Genomic DNA, 21,888 nt, shown 5'->3' on the forward strand with positions numbered 1-21,888 from the left:
ACATCAGATCTGCGCTTGAACGAGCCGCGCTATGCCTCGCTGCCGAACATCATGAAGGCGAAGAAGAAGCCGCTCGACAAGAAAAGCCCCGCCGATTTCGGCGTCTCCACCGCGCCGCGCCTGAAGGTCTTGAAGACCGAAGAGCCGTCCGGCCGCAAGGCGGGCGTCAAGGTCAAGTCGGTCGCCGAGCTGGTCGAGAAGCTGAAGACCGAAGCCGGCGTCCTCTAGGGTTCGAGAAAGGGAGACATATCCATGGCCATTCTTCTTCTGGCTGATCACGACGGCAGCCACCTTTCCGACCAGACCGCCAAGGCGCTGACGGCAGCAACTATGATTGCCAAGGAGCAGGGTAGCGACGTCACCGTGCTCGTCGCCGGCAAGGGCGCCAAACCAGCGGCCAATGCGGCTGCCGGGCTCTCCGGTGTCTCCAAGGTGCTGCTCGCCGAAAGCGACGCGCTTGCCAACAATCTGGCCGAGCCGCTCGGCGAACTGATCGTTTCACTCGCGGCAAGCTATGATACGATCATTGCCGCCGCCACCTCGACCGGCAAGAACGTCATGCCGCGCGTTGCCGCCCTGCTCGACGTCGCCCAGGTCTCGGAGATCATCGAAGTGGTCTCGGCGGACACATTCAAGCGGCCGATCTATGCCGGCAACGCCATCCAGACGGTGAAGGCGACCGACGCCAGGAAGGTCATCACCGTGCGCACCGCTTCGTTCTCCCAGGCCGGTCCCCAAGGCCCAACTGCTGCCGTCGAGGAGATCTCGACGGCAGCCCTTTCTTCTCGTCTCTCGACCTTCGTCAAGGAGGCGCTGTCGGCCTCCGAGCGTCCGGAACTGACCTCGGCGAAGATCATCATCTCGGGTGGCCGGGCGCTGGGCTCGGCCGAGAAGTTCAAGGAAGTCATCCTGCCGGTCGCCGACAAGCTCGGGGCCGCCGTCGGCGCCTCGCGCGCCGCCGTCGATGCCGGCTACGCCCCGAACGACTGGCAGGTCGGGCAGACCGGCAAGGTCGTGGCACCTGACCTTTACATCGCCTGCGGCATATCAGGCGCCATCCAGCATCTCGCCGGCATGAAGGATTCGAAGGTCATCGTCGCCATCAACAAGGACGAGGAGGCGCCAATCTTCCAGGTCGCCGACTACGGTCTCGTCGGCGATCTCTTCGAGGTGTTGCCGGAGGTAGAGCGGTCCGCCTGACCGCTTCGAAAAGCCCGAGAGCGGCCGAGCGTACCGATCGCAGTCAGTTGGTGGGCTGCTCTGCTGGCACAGGTAAAGTCCGATTTGCGGGCGGCAAATCTAGCGACGGCGGAATATGCTGGTCGACCACTCCCATCTGTTGTGTCGCGACCACTCGTCGTAAATGGCCAAGGCGATAAGGCGGCCGGCTCGGACATAGGGTCTCTTGACAGCTGACTGTCCACTCACTCGCTTACGCGGACAATCAACTTGCCAAAGTTTCGACCCTTCAGAAGGCCTATGAATGCCCTTGGCGCATTCTCCAGGCCATCCACGATATCTTCACGATATTTCAGGCGGCCTTCGGCAATCCATTTTGATGCCTCTTGGTAGAATTCCGGTCGCTGGTCGGCAAATTCGCGCTGAATGAAGCCACGAATGGTCAGGCTCTTGCGAAGGATTGTCCGCATGACGTCAGTCAGCCGATCCGGTCGTGCAGAAACCTCGCCGTTGTAGTGTGCAATCAGGCCGCAAACGGGTACGCGGGCGAAATCGTTGAGGAGGGGAAATACCGCATCCCAGATCGGGCCGCCAACGTTCTCGAAATAGACATCAATGCCATTGGAACAGCTGGCGGCGAGCGCGTCAGCAAAATCCGCCTTGGTGTGGTCGATAACAGCATCGAAACCAAGTTCGTCGAGAACGAATGTGCATTTCTCCTTGCCGCCTGCAATCCCAACGGCGCGCGCGCCATTGATCTTGGCTATCTGCCCGACGGCGGATCCGACTGCCCCGCTGGCCGCCGCCACGACAACGGTTTCCCCGGCCATCGGCTTGCCGATATTGCGAAGACCGGCGTAGGCCGTAAAGCCCGGCATGCCCAGAACCCCAAGAGCTGTGGATATGGGCGCACTCTCAGGGTTGAGCTTCCTTAAGCCGTCGCCATTTGCCACTGCATAGCTTTGCCAACCGGAATGAGAGAGTACGATCTCACCAGGCGTGTAGCTGCGATTCCGGCTTTTCAATATGCGCGCGACCGTTCCACCTTCCATGACGTCGCCAATGGCTACGGGAGCGGCGTACGACTTGGCGGCATCCATCCGACCCCGCATATATGGGTCGAGCGACAGGTACAGGACCTGAAGCAGGATCTCTCCTTCGGCAATCTCGGGCACCGGCCGCCGATCAATCCTGAAATTCGCTTCGGTCGGCTCGCCAACAGGGCGTGAGGCCAACGTTACCCGAAAATTCGTAAGGCTGTCGGTCAACATTTGCTCCTCTTCGAGGCGCGCCCGTGAGCTCATGGACGGGCGCGCTGTTTCGCCCGAAAGGCGTCGCCGACACCTGTGATACTCGTTCCCACGCCTGTTGGTCAATGTACACGGGTTTCGGCAGAAACGTCCTTCCTCCAAGCGTCCAGTTTTGTGTTACGACCTTGGCCGGACGTGGCAAGCGGACGGACCTGGCTGCTCGTTCAATCCACCGCTCTGGGCGCCTCTTATCTCGATTTTGCGCCCCTGACAGTTGCTGCCTGCATGGTGTTGCTGCGTCCACTGAAGGGATGGTTGGCTGCTCACAGCCTTTCACAGAGGAGGCACGCATCGATCGGGATTGGCAGCCCTAACACCGTTCCCATTGCAGCGGGGTCCAAGCACCAATATTTGGCTGAGAACCTAGGACCTGCAAAAATTCATTGGCAATATATTTGCAGCAAATCGGCGATCGAAGCGGAAGGGCTATGCAAATGCATGAAGAACGCCCACCGTTCCCTCCTTGCATCATCGAAAGTGCCGTTTTGAAGGTGAGGGGTGCCGAAGACGCATGGAACACCTGCGATCCCCATAAGGTCTCGCTCGCGTATACCGAGGACAGCCAATGGCGCAATCGCGCCGAGTTTGTCACCGGTCGCGAAGCAATCGTTGGCTTCCTCACGCGCAAGTGGGCGCGCGAACTGGAATTCCGACTAATTAAGGAACTATGGTCGGCTCACGAAAACCGGATAGCAGTGCGGTTCGCATACGAATGGCATGACGACTCGGGCAACTGGTTCAGATCCTATGGTAACGAAAATTGGGAATTTGCATCTAACGGCCTGATGCGACGCCGATACGCCTCCATCAACGATCTGCCGATCAAGGAACAGGAGCGCAAGTACAGGTGGGACCGTGGCGGCCCTCGACCGGTCGACCATCCTGGTCTTTCTGACCTCGGATTGTAGAGCTCGCGCCAGATTTTTCCCCGGGATGGGAGCGGATCGGATGCATGACCCAAGCCTTGCATCCAGGCACGCGGCCCAAGCAGCGTGACGGCCAATGCAACTCAAGTCTCAAATGCATATCAATCGTGTGATGTAGCGCGATCATGCATTGCTTGATCTATGGGGACCCATGCGACAGGTCACCGACCACCACCGGCGCGGCGACGACGCCGTTCATGATAGAGGCCGAGAGGCGCGCGTGGCCCTTGTCCATTCCAGCAAGGAGCTCGATGGAAGCTTGAACTTTCTATCGCTTCCATGACCGAGGAGAACGTCGAGTAAAAAGCTCGGGCGGGGCCCGAGAAGTCTTCTGGCTCCGGCTTCACAATCATCGTCATAGTGATCGCGATGACTGCAGTCACAGGGTGCTCATGGCAGGCCGAAACCCTCTCCGGGTTAAGCCTCCTCAGGCTGTCCCCCTTGCCACTGCATACCTTGCCAACCGGAACGAGAAAACACGATATCGCGAGGCGCGTCTGTGATACGACGCATCTATTTTGAAACATTTGTGAGGAATCTGGTGGGCGATGAGAGACTCGAACTCCCGACATCCTCGGTGTAAACGAGGCGCTCTACCAACTGAGCTAATCGCCCTCGCGAGATCGGTCCGGTTCGGTCCGCCGCGTCGGTGGCCGTGATCTATGCGGATCATGGAGCTTGCCCCGGGTGCTGTCCTTGACGAGGTAGCGCTGAGCGAAGAATTCGGCTTGTCGCGCCCCCCGGTGCGAGAACTGATGCGCCAGATGGCTGGAGAAGGCTTCATCGAGCTGGAGGCAAACCGCGCTGCGCGAGTGAGCTCGATGAGCTACCAACTACAGGCAGGGAGACGCGGTCGGCAAATCCGCCAGCCGTCTGAAGGTCGGATTCGTGCTCGCTCGATCCTTTACGCTTTCAGCGTTTGCGCTCTTCGTCGATACGCTGAGGCCTGCGAGCGACGAGCACGACCGTTCGGGACGCGTGACCGCAAACTGGCAGGTGCTTGGAAGTACCAGGCATCTGATCACCTCCAGCTGCGGCGTGCAGGTGGCCCCGACCCCGGATTTCGTCGATCCGGCGAGTTTGATGACATTGTTGTTGTTGGGGGACTTCTGACAGCCATGGATCCGGTCGATCGCGACACGATCGCTTTCGCCAAGCGTGCGGATGCGGCCAGGATCCCGTTGATCGGTCTCTGCACCGACTCATTCATCCTTGCCGAGGCTGGATTGATGACGAAGCATGAGACATGCGTGAGCTGGCTGCACTACAAGGAATTTCGCGAACGCTTTCCCGATCTTGCCGTGCGATCGGATCGGATATTCAACCTGGATCGGCAACGCGGTTCCTGTGCCGGCGGAAGCAGCGCCGCCGATATCGCAGCCGTCCTCGTGCTCCGGTATATCAGTCGCGAGGCCGAGAGAAATGCCCTGGAAGTCCTGCAGATCGAAAAGGCGCGTTCCGCCGGCGACATCCAGCCCGGCGCCCTTTGCACGATGACTATGAAGACAAGTGCGTGAAAGCCGCGATGATCATGATGGAACAGCACATCGAGGGTGGGATGACGATCCCGAGGCTCGCAGCCTCGGTTCGTTTGTCACGGCGACAACTTGAGCGATTGTTTCTGATCAAGGCTGGAAGTCTCCCGCACAGGCTTACACACGCGTGCGCATGGAGAGGGCGCGGGCGCTATTGGTGCAATCGAAGACGTCGCTGATCGAAATTGCTCTTGACGTCGGCTACGAGAATGCCTCTCACTTCACGCGCACGTTCAAGCGCATCTTTGGCCAGACACCGACACAGGTTCGGGCCTCTGCAATGGGGATTCAATGGATGCGCAAGGTCGGAACGATCCGTGAGCTGTGGCGATATCCAGTCAGTTCAACTACGGGCGAACAGATCGAACAATGTAGGCTTACGGCGACTGGCCTTGTCGGTGATCGTCAGTTTGCCCTGGTCGATGCGGCGACGGGTGTGGTCGCATATCCCGAGCGTGAAAAGCGCTGGCAAAGAGCGGTCTTTGTCAAGTCGCGGACCGCGTCGGATGGTGATGTGGAAGTCCAAGTGCCCGGCCACAACTGGTTTCCTATCACTGCGCCGCGGCTGCTGGAGGCGCTCACGAGCTTCTTTGAATTCGAGGTGGCGGTCAGACCATATGAGAGAACGGGGTCCGCGTCCGGCGACGCTTTATTTGCGGCTGACCGGTACGTGGTATCACCCTTGCATCTTCTGACAAGCGCTTCGGTCGACCATCTGAAGGAGATCCACCCCAGTGGAAATCCTGACCGACGTAGGTTCCGACCCAACATTTATCTGGAGGCTGAGGCCGATCTTTCCGGGTTTGCCGAACTGCACTGGATCGACGCGCCTGTTCGTCTTGGAAATGTCGCCGCGACGGTAATCGCGCCAACCAAACGATGCGGTTTTACGATCATCGCTCAGGATGGTCTGGAAAACGATCCCGACATTCTCCGGAACGTGATGAAATTTGGGAACCGCAATATGGGGGTCTATTGCCGACCGGATGAGCCAGGGGCAATCCGTCTTGGCGATGCGGTTTTCGTCTAGTTTCAAACTTGTCGCAGGTCTGAGAAAATTCACCTCTGATTTGGCCTCTATGCGGCGGATGTGGGCAGGAACGAAGTCAATGGCCACTCGTTAATCTGCGAGAGACGCAGAGGAGACCAAAATGGGTATCGAGGAAGCCAAGACCGAAAAAGGTAGAGACTCCGCACGCGGATTGCGGAAGAACGCCGCCAAGGAAGAGAAAAAAGTTGAAGCTCAGAAAGGGTCGGATCTGGCAAAAGGTGCCGATCGCTTCGAAGAGCGTTCCAAGAGTTCCGACGGCAAGAGCGCAGCGACCAAGCAAAGACTCTGAAACGGTACCTCACGGCGATCTCCGCGATTGGGGAGCATGTCATACGCTGTTGGCAATCGTAGGCCATTCGTTGAGCTGCGATGAACGTTCGGTGCGACCCCTCACCGGTCGAGGTCGACGGCACAACGGCACCGCGTTCTGATGTCCGAAAATTGGCGGGCTTTGCCGCACGAACGGCTGGGCTATCGAAGCTTCGCTTCGCGAGACGACGAAAGGCCCTCGTCGAGCAACACACACCGCAATGACTGGATTTTCGGAACTTACCCGCAGTGCAGGAATTATGGGACCGACTTCGATTTCCGGACTCGAAGTCTTGGACCTGCGGCAAAACAAGGAGCGCTCCATGAACAGGAATTTGACAGCCCTTTTGGGCGTATTGGCTGTGGCTGGGTACCAGAACAGGGACAAAATCCAGGAAATTCTGCGAAAGCTTGTCGACAGCGGGCAAGGAACCGCGGGACAACCTGCCGGAGGCACCGAGGCGAGCGGCGCTGATAACGGATTGGGGGGACTGCTGGGCGGCTTGTTCAGGCCGGGTGGTGTTGGAGATTTGTTGAAGGGCGGCTCGGTTGGATCAGTCGTGAGCGATGGGCTTGGCAGTCTGCTTGATCAATTTTCGAAGAATGGCAAGGGAGAGGTGGCGGGCTCCTGGGTCAATCAAGGTCCAAATCAGCCGATCGATCACCCGGAGCTGGTGCAGGCGCTGGGCCCGGAGCTACTGGCAGAGTTGCAACGAAAGACCGGACTGGACCGCGACGAGATTATCTCACGGCTATCGAAATCTCTTCCGGAAGCTGTCGATAGCCTAACACCTGACGGAACGGTTCCGGCAAACGCCTGACGTCACGCCGTACGGTGAGCTGCAGCCACTGACCGCCGGCAATGCCGAAGGCGCTGATTTCGCCATTGAGGCATTTCGTGCAGGATTGGTCTCGTCTGATTTGGTAGGAGCCGGTCACGAAGAGACGGGAACGCGATGCGACGAAGATTGAATCATAGCGCGATGCCTGCGGTCGGCTACGTTGAGCCGTGGAGCGTGCGCGCAGGAGGCTGGGTAGCGTGTCATGTTTCCTGTGCCGACCCAACGGCGCAGGCCACGGTCGTGACAATTGACCGGGATAAGAACGAGCACCTGAATTGGACAGTCAGGAAGGCATCTCGGTCTTTTGAGGTAAAAGCATACGACCTCGGCTCCTGGGTCGAAATTCCGATGTTCGATGTCGGTCAGGATTTCGTCCTTGATGTCGAGATTCTGTTCACCTCCAATGATGTCGTGAAGCCCGTCATTACTTGGCCGGGCTTCTTGCTGACCATCGATCGTGATGGACGGTTACAGGCCAATGGCACGGACGTCGCGACGATCGCCAATGAGACCTGGTACGGTCTATCCCTCTCGTTCCATGCCGGGGAACTGTGTTTAAGGCTTTCGCCCCATCACGGTGGAAGGGAAGTGGAGAGCAGGACATCTGGCCTGCCAAAACCAGCCACCATCCATATTGGCGCCGAGGCCTCACACGCGCAACTGACGCTCAACGCACGCATCGGGAGGATCAGTCTTAAGACCGCATCCGGTAAATTGCGTTGGTGCTTCCCGGTTCGTGGCCCTGTCGAGAGCCTCAAGCCTGTGGATGGTGGCGGGCCAGACCTTCGCATTTGCAATGCTCCGACTTTTGCGGTTGCCTCACCTCGATTTACCGGCGAGATTCACGACCCGCGTGTCGACGCCGATCATTTTGACGCGATCCATCTGCACGATGACGACTTTGCCGGCTTCGACTGGGCAGCCGATCTCGTCATATCGGTGCCGGCGGACGCACGACCGGGCGTCTATGCCGTCGCAATAGAGACGGACCGAGGGGTTGAGCAGCTTCCATTCTTTGTTCGCCCGCAAGCTCCTACGTCATCGGTTGCCGTGCTCCTGCCGACCGCCACCTATCTCGCATACGCGGATGAACAGCTGCCGCCGGACCGGTATCCGTGGCATGGCAGCGATCGTTCCCACCTTTTCGCAATCGACAACAATTTCCTGAGCCTTTACGACGTCCACAGCGACATGAGCGGGGTCAGCCTCACAAGCAGTCGGCGGCCTCGCGCCACCCTTCGCGCAGACTATCACTATCCCCTCTCGAACTCGCCGCATCTCCTTCCGGTCGATTTGCAGCTTCTGAAATTTCTCGGCCGCCATGGAATTGATGTCGACATCCTGACTGACCATGATCTCGATGACGAAGGAAGAGCAGCCATCACGCCTTATCGACTGCTTTTGACAGGCAGTCATCCGGAATACTGGTCATCGGCCATGATGACTGGGCTGAAGGAATATCTCAGTTCCGGCGGTAGCCTTGCTTACCTCGGTGGAAACGGATTTTATTGGGTCGTAGCGTTCCAGGGCGACAAAATGGAGCTGCGGCGCGGGAAGAACGACATCTGGTCGGGCAGACCGGGCGAAATCCATCTCGCAATGACCGGCGAGCCCGGTGGAAACTGGGAGGATCGCGGCCTTCATCATCCGCAAGCTCTTGTCGGCGTCACCTACGTGATCATGAGCTTCGGCAAGTCTCGACCCTATCGGCGGCTCGAGGAAAGCCACTATGGCAACTATGCGTGGCTCTTTGACGGCGTTTTATCCAATACCTTCGGAGCCGAAGGCGGCGTGCTTGGAGGTGCTGCCGGCTACGAGATCGATGCGGTCATCCGCTCGGAGGAGACACCAAAGAATCTCGTTCGCCTCGCCGTTGCGGATGGCTTTGACGAGAGCTTCCAGGTGCGGCCCGATCTTTGGGTCGCAGGCGGCGAAGCCGAGCGAACTGCCCTTCGGCGGGCAGACATGACGATCTATCAGCATGAAGGCGGGGGCGTTGTCTTTTCGACGGGCTCCGTGGCCTGGATCGGTGCGCTGCCAAACCCGTCGCAGGATAACGACGTCGGACGCATCATGCTGAACTTGATGGGAAGGTTTGGTTGTGAATAGTGACGAAGGAGGCCGATGCCGCGAGCCGGCCTCCGTGGGGTTCAATGTTCCAGTTCGCCCTGGGAGCCCGCACGGATGGCAGCGAGCACTTCCTTTTGGAGCGCGATGAATTCCGTCGTTGAAATCATCTCCTGATTTCGGGGGCGTCCAAGCCCGACGTTGAAGGTCGTACTGATGCGCCCGGGATTGATGCTCATCGCAAGAATGCGATCGGAGAGGTAGACGGCCTCTTCGACATCATGGGTAACGAAGAGAACGGTCAGCCGGTGTTCCTCCCAGATCTGGGTTAGAAGCTCCTGCATCTGGTGACGGGTCAGTGCGTCAAGCGCGCCAAATGGCTCATCCATCAACAGCATTTTCGGACGGTAGGAGAGGGCACGCGCGATGGCGACGCGTTGTTTCATCCCGCCCGAGAGTTGCGAGGGAAAAGCATCGGCGAACTTGTCCAGCTTGACCAGCTCGATGTGATGGCGAGCGACATCCCGGCATTCGGCGGAACTCATCCCGGCCGCCTGCAGGGCGAATTCGACGTTCTGCTGCGCCGTCAACCATGGCAGGAGCGTATAGGATTGAAAGACGACCCCACGATCGAGCCCCGGGCCAACAATCGGAGCGCCATCCGTCAGAAGGACGCCATTATCAAATCCCTGCAGGCCCGCGACGATGGAAAGAAGCGTGCTCTTGCCGCACCCGGACGCGCCAACCAGGGAGACGAATTCGTTGTCGGCAAGTTCAAGCTCGATATCGCTTAAGGCATGAACGCGGGATTTCCTGCCGCTGTACCACTTGTTGAGGCCCTCGATCTTGAGTTTGGGTTCGCTCATGTCAATGCCTCGAGGAATAGCGGAAGAAGACGCGCTCGAGCGCTTTCATGCTCTGGTCGGTGATCAGGCCGAGCAAGCCAAGCAGCAGAATGTAACCGATGATGGTCTGTGTCTGAAAATATCGTTGCGAGACGACAATGCGATAGCCAAGCCCGGATGTGGCGGCGACAAGTTCGGCAAGGACAAGCCAGGTCCAGGCCCAGCCCAGGCTGATGCGCAGGGTATCCCAGATCCCGGGAAGGGCGGATGGCAGGACGATGCGGCGCAGGATTCTGGTTTCCGACATTCCAAGCGTGCGGCCAAGCCCGACGAAGTCGGTTGGAACGCGTTTGACGCTGTCCATGACCATCAGCACCTGCTGGAAGAAGGTTCCGATCCAGATGATGACGAATTTCTGGATGTCACCGGTTCCGGCCCAAAGAATGGTAAGGGGCACAAAGGCAACGACCGGCATGTAGCGAACGAAATCGACGAAAGGCTCGATGGCCGCTTCCCATGTCTTGAAACAACCGATCATGATCCCGATCGGAATTGCCATGGCTGAGGCCAGAAGAAATCCGACCAGCATGCGATAGATGCTGATGCCCGCGTCGGTCCAAAGAGTGCCATCGACGGCGAGTTCGACCATCTTGGCCCAGACCGCTGTCGGAGAGGGCAGGAAGATAGGCTTCACCCAACCGGTGCCGGTCGTGATCCACCAGATGGCAAAGAGCAGGACGAAGACGGCAAGAGCGATCATGAAGAAGGCCCGGCCGCCGATCGGATCGCCGATCCGGAACGCGCTTGGCGGCCGGCCGACGCCCGCGCGCGATTGCGCGCGGGATCTTTCCTTGGATGTCGAGGGCATTTTGGAGCTAGACATTACGGTTCCGTTGGCAGAGGTCACTTGTTCGCGGCGTCAACGAACGAGGTGTCGATCATGCTGTCAGCGGAAACGTCCTGTGTGAGAAGGCCGGCCTGTTTGGCTGCCTTCAGAACATCGGCGAAGGTCTTGCTCTTGAAGTCACCGGCAAAGGCCTTCGAAGCCTCCGCGGAGGTGTAGTACTGAACGCCGTCGAAGGCGGTCTTCAGATCATCCGGCGAGGCACCAACGGCCTTTGCAATGATGGCGCGGTCCTCTTCCGTATTGGCCTTGTAGTCGGCAAGTGCCGCATCCCAGGCCTTGATCATCGCCAGCACCTGTCCCGGCCTTTCCTTCAGCACTTCCTCGCGAACGACGAGGACGTCGGAGACGAGACCCGGGTCCTTGCCTGCTTCAAACAGGAGCTGGATGTTCTTGTCCTGGGCAAGTGCGGTCGAAATGTAAGGCTCGTAGGTTACTGCAACGGGAACCTGTCCTGCGATCAATGCGGTTCCGGCGTCGGCTGCTGGCATCGGCACGCGTTCTATGTCCTTGATGGTCATGCCGTTGCTGGCAAGGGCGTAGTTCAGGAGGATATCGCTGGTCGTGCCTTCCTCGAAGGCAATCTTCTTGCCCTTGAGGTCAGCAACGCTCTTGACGTCGCTGCCGGCGAGGATGGCATCGGCCTTCAGGCTGAAATCAAGCAGGGAGACGATCTTTACCGGAAGACCGGCAGCGACCATGCCCATGGCGGTGTGGGTGGCGATGTTGGCGGCATCAAGCTGACCACTTGCGAGCGCGGCGTTGATGTCTTTGTCCTCGGTGAAGTTGACCAGCTCGACGTTCTCGAGATTGGCTTTCTTGAACAGGTCCTTGCTTGCCGCCACGTGCCACTGGCCATAACCGAGCCATGGCTCGATCCCGATCTTGAAGGTGCCAGCCTCCGGCTTTGCCGGGATGTCCTGTGCGACAACCGGACTGAAGGCGAGCGCACCGACGATCCCGAGTGCCAGCGCTCCGCGGTAAACGTGCCTGCTGATGATAGCGTAGTTCATTTCAAACCCCTCTTTCTCTCGTTGTTAGCGTTGCATCTTTTCAAGTTTCACGCCCGAACATCAAGGCGGAATAGCGGGTGTGATGGCAGTGCTTTTCGATTTGGCATACATTTTAATGTCGCCCTGTCGCTACCCGGTAAGGCTGATGTCTTTCCATTCAGCGCCTCCACGCCACGACCTACCCTAACCAGTCATTTTGCTGGTGGCAGGTATCGGCTCCCGAGCGCATAGCGGCTGCCGACATAGGTGAAGGTATTGACTGTAGCGACGGTCGGTCCGGTCCAAGTCTTCCGGTTGAGGACCAGGCAACTGTCACGTTCACGGATATGCAGAAGCTTTGCGTCCCGTTCCGTCGCGGGAATGGCGCTGATCAGATGCTCGACCTCGGTCAGTGGCGTACTGTGCTGTAGGTAATCGTAGGTCGCACCAGACGTAAAATCCTGATCGAGATAGTATTTCACAAGTGCCGGATTGACGTATCGTTCCTCCAGTTGAACAGGAACGTCATTCTCCCAATGAACGATGAGGGAATGGTCGACCGGTCGGAGCTCTGTGAATTCAAATGCCCCGAGCAGCATTTCATCCGGCTTCTCGATTCTCTCCAGGACGATGACCTCTGCCCGATGTCGACTTCCCCGGTCCTTTATCTCGCTGACGATGTTGCTGATCTCGATCAGGGTGGATTGGGCTCTCGGAGGCGAAACAAAGGTGCCGACTCCCTGGACGCGCCTGAGGTAGCCCTTGTCGGTCAGTTCTCTCAATGCGCGGTGGACAGTCATCCTGGACACTCCGAGCGAGGATACCAGATCGTGCTCGGACGGGAGCCTCCCGTTCTGTGGCCAGTTGCCGTTACCGATGTTGTCGAGGACGAAGTCCTTGACCTTCTCGTAGAGTGGCAGCGCGGTATTTGAGAGACCGGTCAATATTTAAGCTCCGTCTCACGCCTTGCGTGTCTTGATCAATCGGCGATGCGAATAATGGTTTTCAGCTTGGTTGCCCGCCCTTCGCTCAATTGGCGATATGCATCGGGAATGTCGTCGAGCGAGGGCCGGACGTCGATGAATTCCAGAAGTGAAGACTGAAGCTCGGGCAAGAGGGCGATGGCATCGCCAAGCTCACTCTCGAAGGCGTGACATCCGACAAGGGCAATCTCGCGCTCGACCAGGGTGTTCGGGTCGAGATCGATCTTCCCGTGGCTGATGCCGACGAGAGCAAAGGTGCCGCCTCCATCGAGGATCTCGATACCCTGTTCGATCGCCTTGGTGTTTCCGGTGGCATCGATTGCGTAACGAAGGGAGGCGCCGTCAAGACCGTCTCTTGTCTTTACCTTGTCGAGCGGAACCGCGGCTCCGCCGCAGATCCTGGCGACCATGTTTGCGCGGTCCACGTTCATGTCCGCAAAGAGCAGCTTTCCGTCATGAAGACGCGACAGAAGCAGGCCGCAAAGGCCGCCAATCGAGCCGCAGCCGATGACTATGACCGCTTCGCCAACGCGGGGGGAGAGCCGACGGACGGCATGAAGGGCCACGGCAAGAGGTTCGGCCATGGCGGCAATGGCAGGGACGAGTGACGGATCGTGCTTCCTGACAAGCCTTGCAGGCAACTGGCTCTGCTCGGCAAAACCGCCATCGCAGACCTCACCGACAAACCCGAGCCGCTCGCAGACATTGGTCCATCCGGCTCTGCAGGCATTGCATTCACCGCAATAGTATCGGGAGTCGGCGACGACCAGGTCGCCCACGGCAAGCCCTTCGACACCCTCTCCAATCGCCGATATCCGTCCACAGAACTCATGCCCGGCGGTCGACGGACGCCTGCTGATCCATTGCCCCGTCCGGAAATTATGAAGGTCCGAGCCGCAGATCCCTGCTGCACGAACATCGATCGTTACGGAGCCCGCCGGTGGAGGGCCGGGACTTTCGATTTCCTCGACCCGAAGATCGAGCGCATCGTGCAGGCGAACGGCCTTCATCGCTTTAGCCTCGCTTCGGGAGATAGTCATCACGGACGGCTGAAACGGCATGCGCGTGGGACGAGAACCCTTCGTATTCGGCAAGCTTATGGGCGCGCTTGGCAAACTCGGGATAGGCAGAGGCCGTCACATAGCCGATCGAACTGCGTTTCACGAAGTCGGTCACAGAGAGCGGACCGAATGTCCGCGCCCAGCGACTCGTCGGAAGCACCGCGTTCGGCCCGAGGCAGAAGTTCGCGATGCTGACGGGCGTATGAGGTCCCATGAGGATTTCCGCCGCCTCGGTGATGTGTCCAAGATGGGCAAAGGGATCCTGCGAGAGAATCTCAAGGTGCTCGGGCGCATAGGCATTGACGAAATCATAGCTCTCCTCAATCGACGAGGTGAGGATGATACCGCCGCATCTGCCTGAAAGGACGGCACTGGAAAATTCTACGCGTTGCTTGGTCATGCGGGCCCAGTGCTCTGGGAGGGCGCCAAGCGCCTCCTCGGCAACCCTGCGGCTATGGGTGACGAGATAGGCGGAGGAGTCGGGGCCGTGCTCGGCCTCGATCAGGAGGTCGAGTGCCGCCAGGCCTCCATGAACGGTGTCGTCAGCGAAGATGATCGCTTCGGAAGGGCCGGCCGGAAGCCCGGTGTCGATGATGCCGGCGAGGCTCCGCTTGGCGGCAACCACCCATGGACTTCCCGGTCCGACGATTTTGAGCGCGGGTTTGATCGTCTCCGTGCCGTAGGCGACAGCGGCGACAGCCTGCGCCCCGCCGACCTTGTAGACCGTCCTGACGCCGGCGAGACGTGCTGCGACAAGCGTTGCGGCATCCACGCTGCCGTCAGGTGCTGGTGGCGTGACGATCGCGAGTTCTGGAACACCTGCTACAACCGCCGGGACGGAGGTCATCATTGTAACGGATGGAAACGACCCCTTGCCGCGTGGGACATAAAGCGCGACCGACTTGATCGGTGTGAAGCGGTCGCCCGCGAAGGCCCCAGGCTTGATCTCCTTCAGCCACATGGCCTCAGGCTTTTGTTCCTCGTGAAAATGGCGGATGTTCTCGATGCCGAAGGTGATTGCCTCGATCACATCTTCACTGACTGCCGTGAAGGCCGTATCGAACTCCACCTCCGTGACCTTGATGGTTTCTTCCGTGACATTTGCCTTGTCGAGGTCACGTCCGAAGCGGGCAATGGCGCGATCACCCTCCGTTCGCACGGCTTCCAAGATCGGCGCAACCTTTTCGATGAAGGCCGAGATATCGGTCTCGGACCGGCGCAGAAGAGCGACTTTCTCGCCAGCACCAAGTTTCGAATAGTCGTGGAAGGTGACGTCAGTCATTTGCATGGGCCCTTGGTTCTAGACCGCGCAGGCGGCCTTTTGCCACGACAAGGTCGTGGCCGACAAAAACTGGATGCGGCCGGCAGGAGCGCAACGCAACGGGTGCCTCCAGCAGGATTTCTGATCACGCGAGGACGCCGGACTTGAGCCCGGCAGATTCCCAGGAAGTCGACGACTTCGTTGCCGTTATTGTCTATAGTTGTCTATACAGCATGTGTAATGGTGAACCCGTCGCTGTCAAGGGCAAGGACCGCGTTTGGCAGCCTCAGATGGACGCAAGAAAACCGCCATCAATGGCAATACATTGCCCGGTGACATAGGCAGAGGCTTCGCTCGCAAGAAAGACCACGGCACCGCCAATATCGGAAGGTTCACCGAACCTCTTCTGCGGGATCTTGTCGAGCATCCGCTCCGACCAGTTTCCGTCCTGGTAGAAGCCTTCCGTCATTGCCGTGCGGAAGTAACCGGGAGCGATCGCATTTACGCGGATGCCAAGCGGGGCCCATTCGGCCGAGAGCGCACGTGTCATGCCGAGAAGCCCAGACTTCGAAGAGCCGTAGGGCACGGCTGTGGGAATGCCGACATATGAGGTGAGAGAGCAGAGGTTGATGATGCTTCCACCGGTGGCCCGACTGGACATCCGCCGTGCTGTGGCCTGCGACCAGAAGAAGGCACCCTTTAGGTTCGTTCCGATAATCTTGTCCCAGATCGCTTCATCGACATCGAGCGAGGGAGCCACCTGCTCGCAACCGGCATTGTTGACGAGGATATCGATCCCGCTTGCAATCGTATCAAACCGGTTCAACGTTTCGTCGATGGAGGAGACGTCGGTGACATCCTGGGCGCTGGTCAGGCATGTCCTGCCAAGGGCTTCGATTTTCTGTTTCGTCTCATCAAGCGACGTTTCGTCGCGAGCGGTAACACAGAGACTTGCCCCGGCTTGCGCAAGGGAAAGTGCGATCCATTGGCCAAGGCCACGGCTGGCACCGGTTACCACTGCAACCCGTCCGGTCAGGTCGAACATGTTTTGGGCCATGGGATCCTCTTGCTATTGAAACCTATGTCGTCGCCGGAAGCATATTTATGCGCAAAAGACCAGTCTTCCTACGACACTGATCGAGGCCTGCGTAAGCGATGGCCATGGTTGTCGACGGACGAACGGTCTTCAGTCTCGTGCTGCTTGTACCTCGACCGATTGAACTTCAGGGATTTATCTGCGGGCATGGATTCGCATCGGAAAGAGCTGATGGCATGCATTGGTGCGGGGGGACGTTCAAGAGCGGTCATTTGCAGTCTCTGGGCGCGGCCTGCTTGTTGGAACGATTACCCTTTGCTGTCGTTCGCCTTCTTCCAACAGAAGAGGAAGTGCTATGACAACCATTATATTTGTGCACGGCATGTTTCAGAATCCGAAAAGTTGGACGAGATGGGGAGAATACTTCTCCCGTCATGGTTTTGAGTGCGTTGTTCCTGCCTGGCCATTGCACGATGGTGATCCGGCGGAGCTGCGTGAAAGTCCTCCTCCAGGGCTTGGCGAACTCAGCCTTGATGACGTCGTCGCGACAATGCAAAGGATTGTTGGCAACTACGATCGCCCCGTCATGATCGGCCACTCTGTCGGCGGACTGGTCACGCAGCTCCTTGTCGCGAAAGGACTCTTATCCGCCGGCGCGGCGATCTCTTCTGTCGCTCCCAATCGTATGCTCGAATTCGACTGGGGCTTCATCAAGAACGCAGCAATCATAGCTAACCCTCTCATGGGGGATGAACCTGTTTTCATGGATGCCAAGACGTTCCACCGGTCATTTGCGAATTCGCTGTCCAGAGCAGACGCGGCGCTTGCCTTCGAGGAAACTGCGACACATGATAGCCGCAACGTGCTGCGCGACTGCATGGGAGGGGCCGGTCGCATTGATCTGGAATGTCCGCATGCGCCATTGCTGTTGATCGGCGGCGAGAGAGATGAAATCATTCCGTCCGAGCTGAACGAAAAGAACTACAAGGCATATAAGGACGTGGGCAGCGTGACCGATTTCCTGAACTATCCCGGACGCAGCCACTTCATTTGCAACGAGCCGGGTTGGGAAGAGGTGGCGGGCTTCGTCTACCAGTGGGTCGAACGGAATACGGCGGGGAGGCCGGCGATCTAGCCCAACAGCATCCCATCCCATAGCGCTTCGCGGCGGGCAAAAACATCCTGTCTAAAAGTTTGCGAGTGCTTCCAGGCGAATGAGTGCACAGCCGAAAAACCGGTCGATGCTATGCGCAACCGACCCGCGTCCGGCGTGTCAGTCGCGTCCGAATTTTTTCTCGATGATCCTGAGCCCATGTTCGTATCTGGACGTATCTGAATTCATCTTTCGAGCCTGGGCAAGGTTGTCCTTGAGATCGGCTATTTTCACGGGCCGGGCAATCTGATTGGACGCTGCCCTGAGGACGAATCTCTCGTCGTCTTCGCCGGGGCGTTTAGTGAGTGCGTCCACGGCATCAACGATCAGCGGGCTGAAGCCCTGTTCGCGAAGCCGTTCCAGACTCCAACCCGGTGCCTTCTCGACCAGATCATGCAGATAGGCGACTGTTCGTTCGTCCTCGTCGGTGACGGCCTCGGCAACACGTTTGCAGTGGGAAAAATAGGGCTCGCCCTGTTTGTCCTTCTGACCCGAGTGGCCATCGAAAGCGAGCTTAACTGCTTTCAGAAGGTCGGACATCGATGCATGCTCATCGGTATCGGTTGCGTGGCCGTCAAAGCTCATCATCTTCACCTCTTCAGGACCGCATCCTGCTTTTCCTTCTGCGGAGAGGTCGCGATGCGTTTCTCAAGAACCGCAGCTTCTCTCTTTTCCCTCACTAAATAGGAGGAACTAGGCCTGTCCGTTCGTTGTGGAAGCCGGACCAAGGTCCGATGGTTCAGTAATGACCTTCGGTCCATTAGCGAGTTGGCAACGTCGATATACGCAACCTCATCCAATCCTTCAGCCATCCAGCCAAACCGCGAGACCATCCAGTGTCTGCAGCCAATATTTGACCGCACCGAAGCCGATAACGATCTGACGCCGCTCGCGAGTAGGGTCGAGCTGGCGCATCGTCAGCACTGTCTTGCCGTCGCCCTGTTCATCAAAGGTCACGGTGGCGCGAAAACGAACGCAACTGCTGCCTAAGCCGGAGCTTGGATTCTTTGTTCCGACCGACGGGCACGGATCGCGGAAGCGATGAAGACCCTCGAAAGTCCATGATATAGTGGTTCATGCGACAATATCCGCGATGTTAAATAGCCGATCATGGAAACGGCCATGATTGGGATCACGGCCTGGTGATCGCCAGTCATTTCCAGGATGATAACGAAAGCTGTCATCGGCGCTTGCACGACACCGGAAAAGTACCCTGCCATCCCAAGGATCGCTGCCAGGGCAATGCTGGTGCCAAGCAATGATCCAACTGTACTGCCGAATCCTGCGCCCACGGCGAGTGACGGGGCGAAGATACCGCCGGGTATGCCGGACAGCATCGAAAGAAAACTTGCCGCAAGCTTTTCGATGAAGAACAGCATTGGAAGGGCATGACCCTCGACAGCGCCTCTGGCCTGTTCATAGCCAGTGCCGAATGTCGCACTGGCGGATGCAACCCCAATGACGGCAACGAGTAGACCGCAAAGTCCTGCAACCGCGACCGTCCGTGTGAGTGGCTGTGGGCGGACCCAACGGCGAAGGCGCTGACCGAAATGGAGGGCGAAACCACTGAAGCAAGCGCCGAGTGCGCCGCCACCAACACCGCAGATCAAGACCAGCCCCCAATCTCGAATGTCAGTTGGGGTTGCCGATGCTTCGCCGAAATAATTATAGCTACCCGCAAGAGCGAGAGCCGCCATGCCGGAAAGAATGACAGCGGTCAGGACGATACCATTCGCACGCGACTGATAGCTCCGACTCATCTCTTCGATTGCAAAGACGATCCCGGCGAGCGGTGTGTTGAAAGCGGCGGCGATACCGGCTGCGGAACCTGCCAGGATAAGGCCTCTGGCCTGCGCCATGCCTCCGAAGCGAGCCACCGCGAGCATGATTGCTCCGCCAACTTGAACAGTTGGTCCTTCGCGTCCAATCGAAGCGCCGCAAAACAGGCCCAAAATCGTCAGCATGATTTTGCCAACTGCTATCTTCAAAGACAACAAGCGCTGACGGTCTTCATTCTCCTGGAGATGCCGGGCGGCTATCGCCTGCGGAATGCCGCTTCCTTGAGAGTTTGGGAACACTTTGGCTGCTAGATAAGCAGACAGCATAAATCCCAGTGGCGTAATCAACAGAGGCAACAAAAATGCGAACTCACTCGATGATCCAATCGAGGTGAAAGCCCTTTGCGCAAGATCGGCAAGTTTGGCAAATATGACACTTACAACGCCTATCGCGATTGCGCCGAACCAAAATACGGCCCTTGTACGCCAGAGGGACAAGGAACCCCGAAGAACACGAGAACGACGGAAAAGCTTTGATTTGCGATAAGCGCTTGGCATCTGAAACTCTGGCAGAACGGTATTTAACCCGAGCCTTTTAGCGCCATAAAGCAGTACGCGTCACCCCTTACGTCGTGGCTCAAATCATCAACCAATAATTCCACTGCAGCAATTCCTTGATCCCAGGGTCGGACTGCATGGTCCGAACCGCCACCTGATGACCGATCGAGCCGGCTTAATGTTTCGCTCTGCAGAAAGTGCCGGTCTGGGCTTACGCATTAGCGGCGGATGAGCCTTCCCACCCAAATCAATATGCAGGCTCCGACAAATCCGGCAACCAGGTATCCGAGCCAACCGCTCAGAACGATACCGACCAGCGAAAGCAAGATATTGGCGATGATAGCCCCAACGATTCCGAGGATGATGTTCATCAGCACCCCCATGTTCGACTTCATGAACTGCTCGGCGAGCCATCCCGCAATACCGCCGATGATAATCGCTGCAATCCAGCCGATACCTGCTTCTTCCATGTTAAACCTCTCGAAATAATGCTGATCCAAATTGACTACAGTTCATTGCACCTAGAGCGGGACGCGCCGCCGTCAATCACCGATCGCTTCTCGGAACTTCAACGGCGGACATACCTGGATGACCGCGACCATCTGGTACGACGCTTTCGGGCCTTCCGCGTCCCGGGAGGGGTTTCAACTCCAGCCAGCAGCGACAACCGAGGAGGCCGTGTTTTCCTGAAAGTTCAACGTTTTGGGGTCCGGACGAAGACGATGCTTCGCTCGGTTGCTGTCCGGCCGGGTTGCCCGGCTCCGGCTGTTCGAGTAGCGCACCGGAACGATTTCTTACGAGGGATGTTGTCTCCAGGGATGATGGTCGTCCCAGTTTTTCTTGGAGGCGAAAAGGCATGGTCCGAACGAAAAGTTGCTTCTCGGCCCTCGCGATAGCCAATGCAATCCGGTCGCAGCCAGGACCCGCCAAACGCATACAGGATCCGGAGCTCAGGACGCTGATGTCAGTCCCGGCAGAAGAAGAGGTGGAGGCGCGCAGGGCCCGGCGGGCCTTGCGCCGACAGAAGCAGCGCAATGAAAATGAAGAGCGCGCCGCAAAAATGCACGATCTTAGAATGGGTGCCAAACAGGCCAGCTACCCCGGAGCGCTCTCGGCCGTAAGCAACATTCAAATCGGCTGTTCGGGGTGGTATTACTGGCATTGGAACGGACGATTCTATCCCTCCGATCTTTCACGAAGCCAATGGTTTGCCCATTATCAGAAAAGTTTTCGAACCGTCGAGCTTAATGCCCCGTTTTATTCTTGGCCAACGCTCGCCACCATAAAGACATGGCTGCGCCAGGCAGATGACGCCTTCGTCTACACCGTGAAAGTATGTGAGTTAATTACGCACATCAAAGCTTTCGAAGGCACCCACGAACTGGTGCGGGACTTCGGCTATATTTCGGACGTGCTTGGAGACCATATGGGGTGCTTTTTGTTCCAGCTGCCTCCGCGCGTGCGCTACACAACGGAGATGCTGGATTTGATCCTCTGTCAGCTTGACCCGGCTCGACGGAACGTCGTCGAATTCCGGCATAAGAGCTGGTGGGATGATACTGTGTTTAGGAAGTTCGAGGCTGCCGGAGTGATCTTTTGTTCAACCAGCGGACCGCGGCTTCCTGATCAACTCGTCAAGACTTCGGACGACGTGTATTTACGTTTTCACGGCACCACCCAGTGGTATCGACATGACTATAGCGACGAGGAGCTGCTCGGATGGGTCGAGCGCATTAAAGCTAGTGGCGCGAAACGGGTCTGGGCCTATTTCAATAACGACCGTGATGCCAATGCAGTCAAGAACGCCGAGGCGCTTTGCCGACTGCTTGAAGCGCAGAACCCGATGGTGGGCAGCTAGAAAAGCAGGCATTTATCTTTGATAGGGTGGATCGTACGTGGCTGGCAATTTGTGGTGATGGCTTTGTCAGTCACGCCCTGCAAACCCGGCAGCTTGCTTAGCGATCATGTCGAAGTGGCTACCCTCGCTCGGTCACCGCAACGCGATTTCGGTGCTGCTCGTACTGCGAGCCTATTTTAGCCCCGGCAAGGATGGCCAATCCCATCGCGATAATGCTGGCCAGCAAGATAAGCCAGGGTC

At 58.0% G+C, this 21,888-nt stretch carries 19 protein-coding genes, 1 tRNA gene and 4 pseudogenes; 11 read left to right on the forward strand and 13 right to left on the reverse strand.

Going from position 1 to position 21,888, the window contains the following annotated elements; translation table 11 throughout:
• Both FHT76_RS36685 and FHT76_RS36690 read left to right on the forward strand, forming a co-directional pair.
• Window positions 1-228 (forward strand): annotated as a pseudogene (locus FHT76_RS36685) (electron transfer flavoprotein subunit beta/FixA family protein); the annotation flags it as partial.
• 24 nt (window positions 229-252) lie between these two features.
• Window positions 253-1,200: an electron transfer flavoprotein subunit alpha/FixB family protein gene (locus FHT76_RS36690; protein ID WP_183864652.1), complete on the forward strand. Its 948-nt coding sequence runs from the start codon at window positions 253-255 to the stop codon at window positions 1,198-1,200.
• 224 nt (window positions 1,201-1,424) lie between these two features.
• Here FHT76_RS36690 and FHT76_RS36695 read toward each other — a convergent pair whose 3' ends face one another.
• Window positions 1,425-2,450 (reverse strand): NADP-dependent oxidoreductase, encoded by a 1,026-nt coding sequence (locus tag FHT76_RS36695; protein WP_183758015.1) that lies wholly within the window; start codon window positions 2,448-2,450, stop codon window positions 1,425-1,427.
• A gap of 473 nt (window positions 2,451-2,923) precedes the next feature.
• Here FHT76_RS36695 and FHT76_RS36700 point away from each other — a divergent pair, with 473 nt between their 5' ends.
• The gene (locus FHT76_RS36700) at window positions 2,924-3,397 is read left to right on the forward strand and encodes a nuclear transport factor 2 family protein (RefSeq protein WP_183758013.1); all 474 of its coding nucleotides are present in this window, start codon (window positions 2,924-2,926) and stop codon (window positions 3,395-3,397) included.
• Window positions 3,398-3,954: 557 nt separating this feature from the next.
• Here FHT76_RS36700 and FHT76_RS36705 read toward each other — a convergent pair.
• Window positions 3,955-4,030: transfer RNA gene (locus tag FHT76_RS36705), tRNA-Val, on the reverse strand.
• A 56-nt stretch (window positions 4,031-4,086) separates the two neighbouring features.
• On the opposite strand from FHT76_RS36705, the pseudogene FHT76_RS36710 reads away from it, so the two are divergent.
• From FHT76_RS36710 to FHT76_RS36735, 6 genes and pseudogenes are all read left to right on the forward strand, one after another.
• A pseudogene (locus tag FHT76_RS36710) lies at window positions 4,087-4,218 on the forward strand (GntR family transcriptional regulator); the annotation flags it as partial.
• A 70-nt stretch (window positions 4,219-4,288) separates the two neighbouring features.
• Window positions 4,289-5,230, forward strand: a pseudogene (locus tag FHT76_RS36715) (GlxA family transcriptional regulator); the annotation flags it as partial.
• Window positions 5,231-5,245: 15 nt separating this feature from the next.
• Complete coding sequence (locus tag FHT76_RS36720) at window positions 5,246-5,980, forward strand: MOSC domain-containing protein (RefSeq protein WP_246720198.1); 735 nt, start codon at window positions 5,246-5,248, stop codon at window positions 5,978-5,980.
• A 121-nt stretch (window positions 5,981-6,101) separates the two neighbouring features.
• A complete protein-coding gene (locus tag FHT76_RS36725) occupies window positions 6,102-6,290 on the forward strand; it encodes a hypothetical protein (RefSeq protein ID WP_183758011.1) in 189 nt (62 codons plus the stop codon).
• A 343-nt stretch (window positions 6,291-6,633) separates the two neighbouring features.
• On the forward strand, window positions 6,634-7,131 hold the full coding sequence (locus FHT76_RS36730; RefSeq protein WP_183758009.1) for a YidB family protein: 498 nt from the start codon (window positions 6,634-6,636) through the stop codon (window positions 7,129-7,131).
• Window positions 7,132-7,392: 261 nt separating this feature from the next.
• Complete coding sequence (locus tag FHT76_RS36735; protein ID WP_259186535.1) at window positions 7,393-9,261, forward strand: N,N-dimethylformamidase beta subunit family domain-containing protein; 1,869 nt, start codon at window positions 7,393-7,395, stop codon at window positions 9,259-9,261.
• Window positions 9,262-9,302: 41 nt separating this feature from the next.
• Here FHT76_RS36735 and FHT76_RS36740 read toward each other — a convergent pair whose 3' ends face one another.
• The 7 genes from FHT76_RS36740 to FHT76_RS36770 form a co-directional block, all read right to left on the reverse strand.
• Window positions 9,303-10,085, reverse strand: a complete 783-nt coding sequence (locus FHT76_RS36740) for an ABC transporter ATP-binding protein (protein WP_183758007.1) — start codon at window positions 10,083-10,085, stop codon at window positions 9,303-9,305.
• Window position 10,086: 1 nt separating this feature from the next.
• Entirely contained in the window at window positions 10,087-10,947 is an 861-nt protein-coding gene (locus FHT76_RS36745) for an ABC transporter permease (RefSeq protein ID WP_183864651.1), read from the reverse strand.
• A 20-nt stretch (window positions 10,948-10,967) separates the two neighbouring features.
• On the reverse strand, window positions 10,968-11,981 hold the full coding sequence (locus tag FHT76_RS36750) for an ABC transporter substrate-binding protein (RefSeq protein WP_183864650.1): 1,014 nt from the start codon (window positions 11,979-11,981) through the stop codon (window positions 10,968-10,970).
• A gap of 191 nt (window positions 11,982-12,172) precedes the next feature.
• On the reverse strand, window positions 12,173-12,904 hold the full coding sequence (gene hutC, locus FHT76_RS36755) for a histidine utilization repressor (protein ID WP_183758001.1): 732 nt from the start codon (window positions 12,902-12,904) through the stop codon (window positions 12,173-12,175).
• Window positions 12,905-12,939: 35 nt separating this feature from the next.
• Window positions 12,940-13,953, reverse strand: a complete 1,014-nt coding sequence (locus FHT76_RS36760) for a zinc-binding dehydrogenase (protein ID WP_183757999.1) — start codon at window positions 13,951-13,953, stop codon at window positions 12,940-12,942.
• A 4-nt stretch (window positions 13,954-13,957) separates the two neighbouring features.
• Entirely contained in the window at window positions 13,958-15,286 is a 1,329-nt protein-coding gene (hisD, locus tag FHT76_RS36765) for a histidinol dehydrogenase (RefSeq protein ID WP_259186536.1), read from the reverse strand.
• Window positions 15,287-15,551: 265 nt separating this feature from the next.
• Window positions 15,552-16,322, reverse strand: coding sequence for an SDR family NAD(P)-dependent oxidoreductase (locus FHT76_RS36770; protein WP_259186537.1), 771 nt, complete (start codon window positions 16,320-16,322; stop codon window positions 15,552-15,554).
• 334 nt (window positions 16,323-16,656) lie between these two features.
• Here FHT76_RS36770 and FHT76_RS36775 point away from each other — a divergent pair, with 334 nt between their 5' ends.
• Window positions 16,657-17,436: an alpha/beta hydrolase gene (locus FHT76_RS36775; protein WP_259186538.1), complete on the forward strand. Its 780-nt coding sequence runs from the start codon at window positions 16,657-16,659 to the stop codon at window positions 17,434-17,436.
• A gap of 138 nt (window positions 17,437-17,574) precedes the next feature.
• Here the strand turns inward: FHT76_RS36775 and FHT76_RS36780 are convergent, their stop codons facing one another.
• From FHT76_RS36780 to FHT76_RS36795, 4 genes and pseudogenes are all read right to left on the reverse strand, one after another.
• A complete protein-coding gene (locus tag FHT76_RS36780; RefSeq protein WP_310503306.1) occupies window positions 17,575-18,042 on the reverse strand; it encodes an HD domain-containing protein in 468 nt (155 codons plus the stop codon).
• 216 nt (window positions 18,043-18,258) lie between these two features.
• Window positions 18,259-18,429, reverse strand: a pseudogene (locus tag FHT76_RS36785) (ATPase); the annotation flags it as partial.
• Between the two features lie 11 nt (window positions 18,430-18,440).
• Window positions 18,441-19,790 (reverse strand): chloride channel protein, encoded by a 1,350-nt coding sequence (locus FHT76_RS36790; protein WP_259186539.1) that lies wholly within the window; start codon window positions 19,788-19,790, stop codon window positions 18,441-18,443.
• A 218-nt stretch (window positions 19,791-20,008) separates the two neighbouring features.
• Complete coding sequence (locus FHT76_RS36795) at window positions 20,009-20,260, reverse strand: GlsB/YeaQ/YmgE family stress response membrane protein (RefSeq protein WP_183757989.1); 252 nt, start codon at window positions 20,258-20,260, stop codon at window positions 20,009-20,011.
• Between the two features lie 491 nt (window positions 20,261-20,751).
• Here FHT76_RS36795 and FHT76_RS36800 point away from each other — a divergent pair, with 491 nt between their 5' ends.
• On the forward strand, window positions 20,752-21,648 hold the full coding sequence (locus FHT76_RS36800; RefSeq protein ID WP_183864670.1) for a DUF72 domain-containing protein: 897 nt from the start codon (window positions 20,752-20,754) through the stop codon (window positions 21,646-21,648).
• The last annotated feature ends 240 nt before the right edge of the window (window positions 21,649-21,888 follow it).

Source organism: Rhizobium sp. BK176 (genome assembly GCF_024808055.1).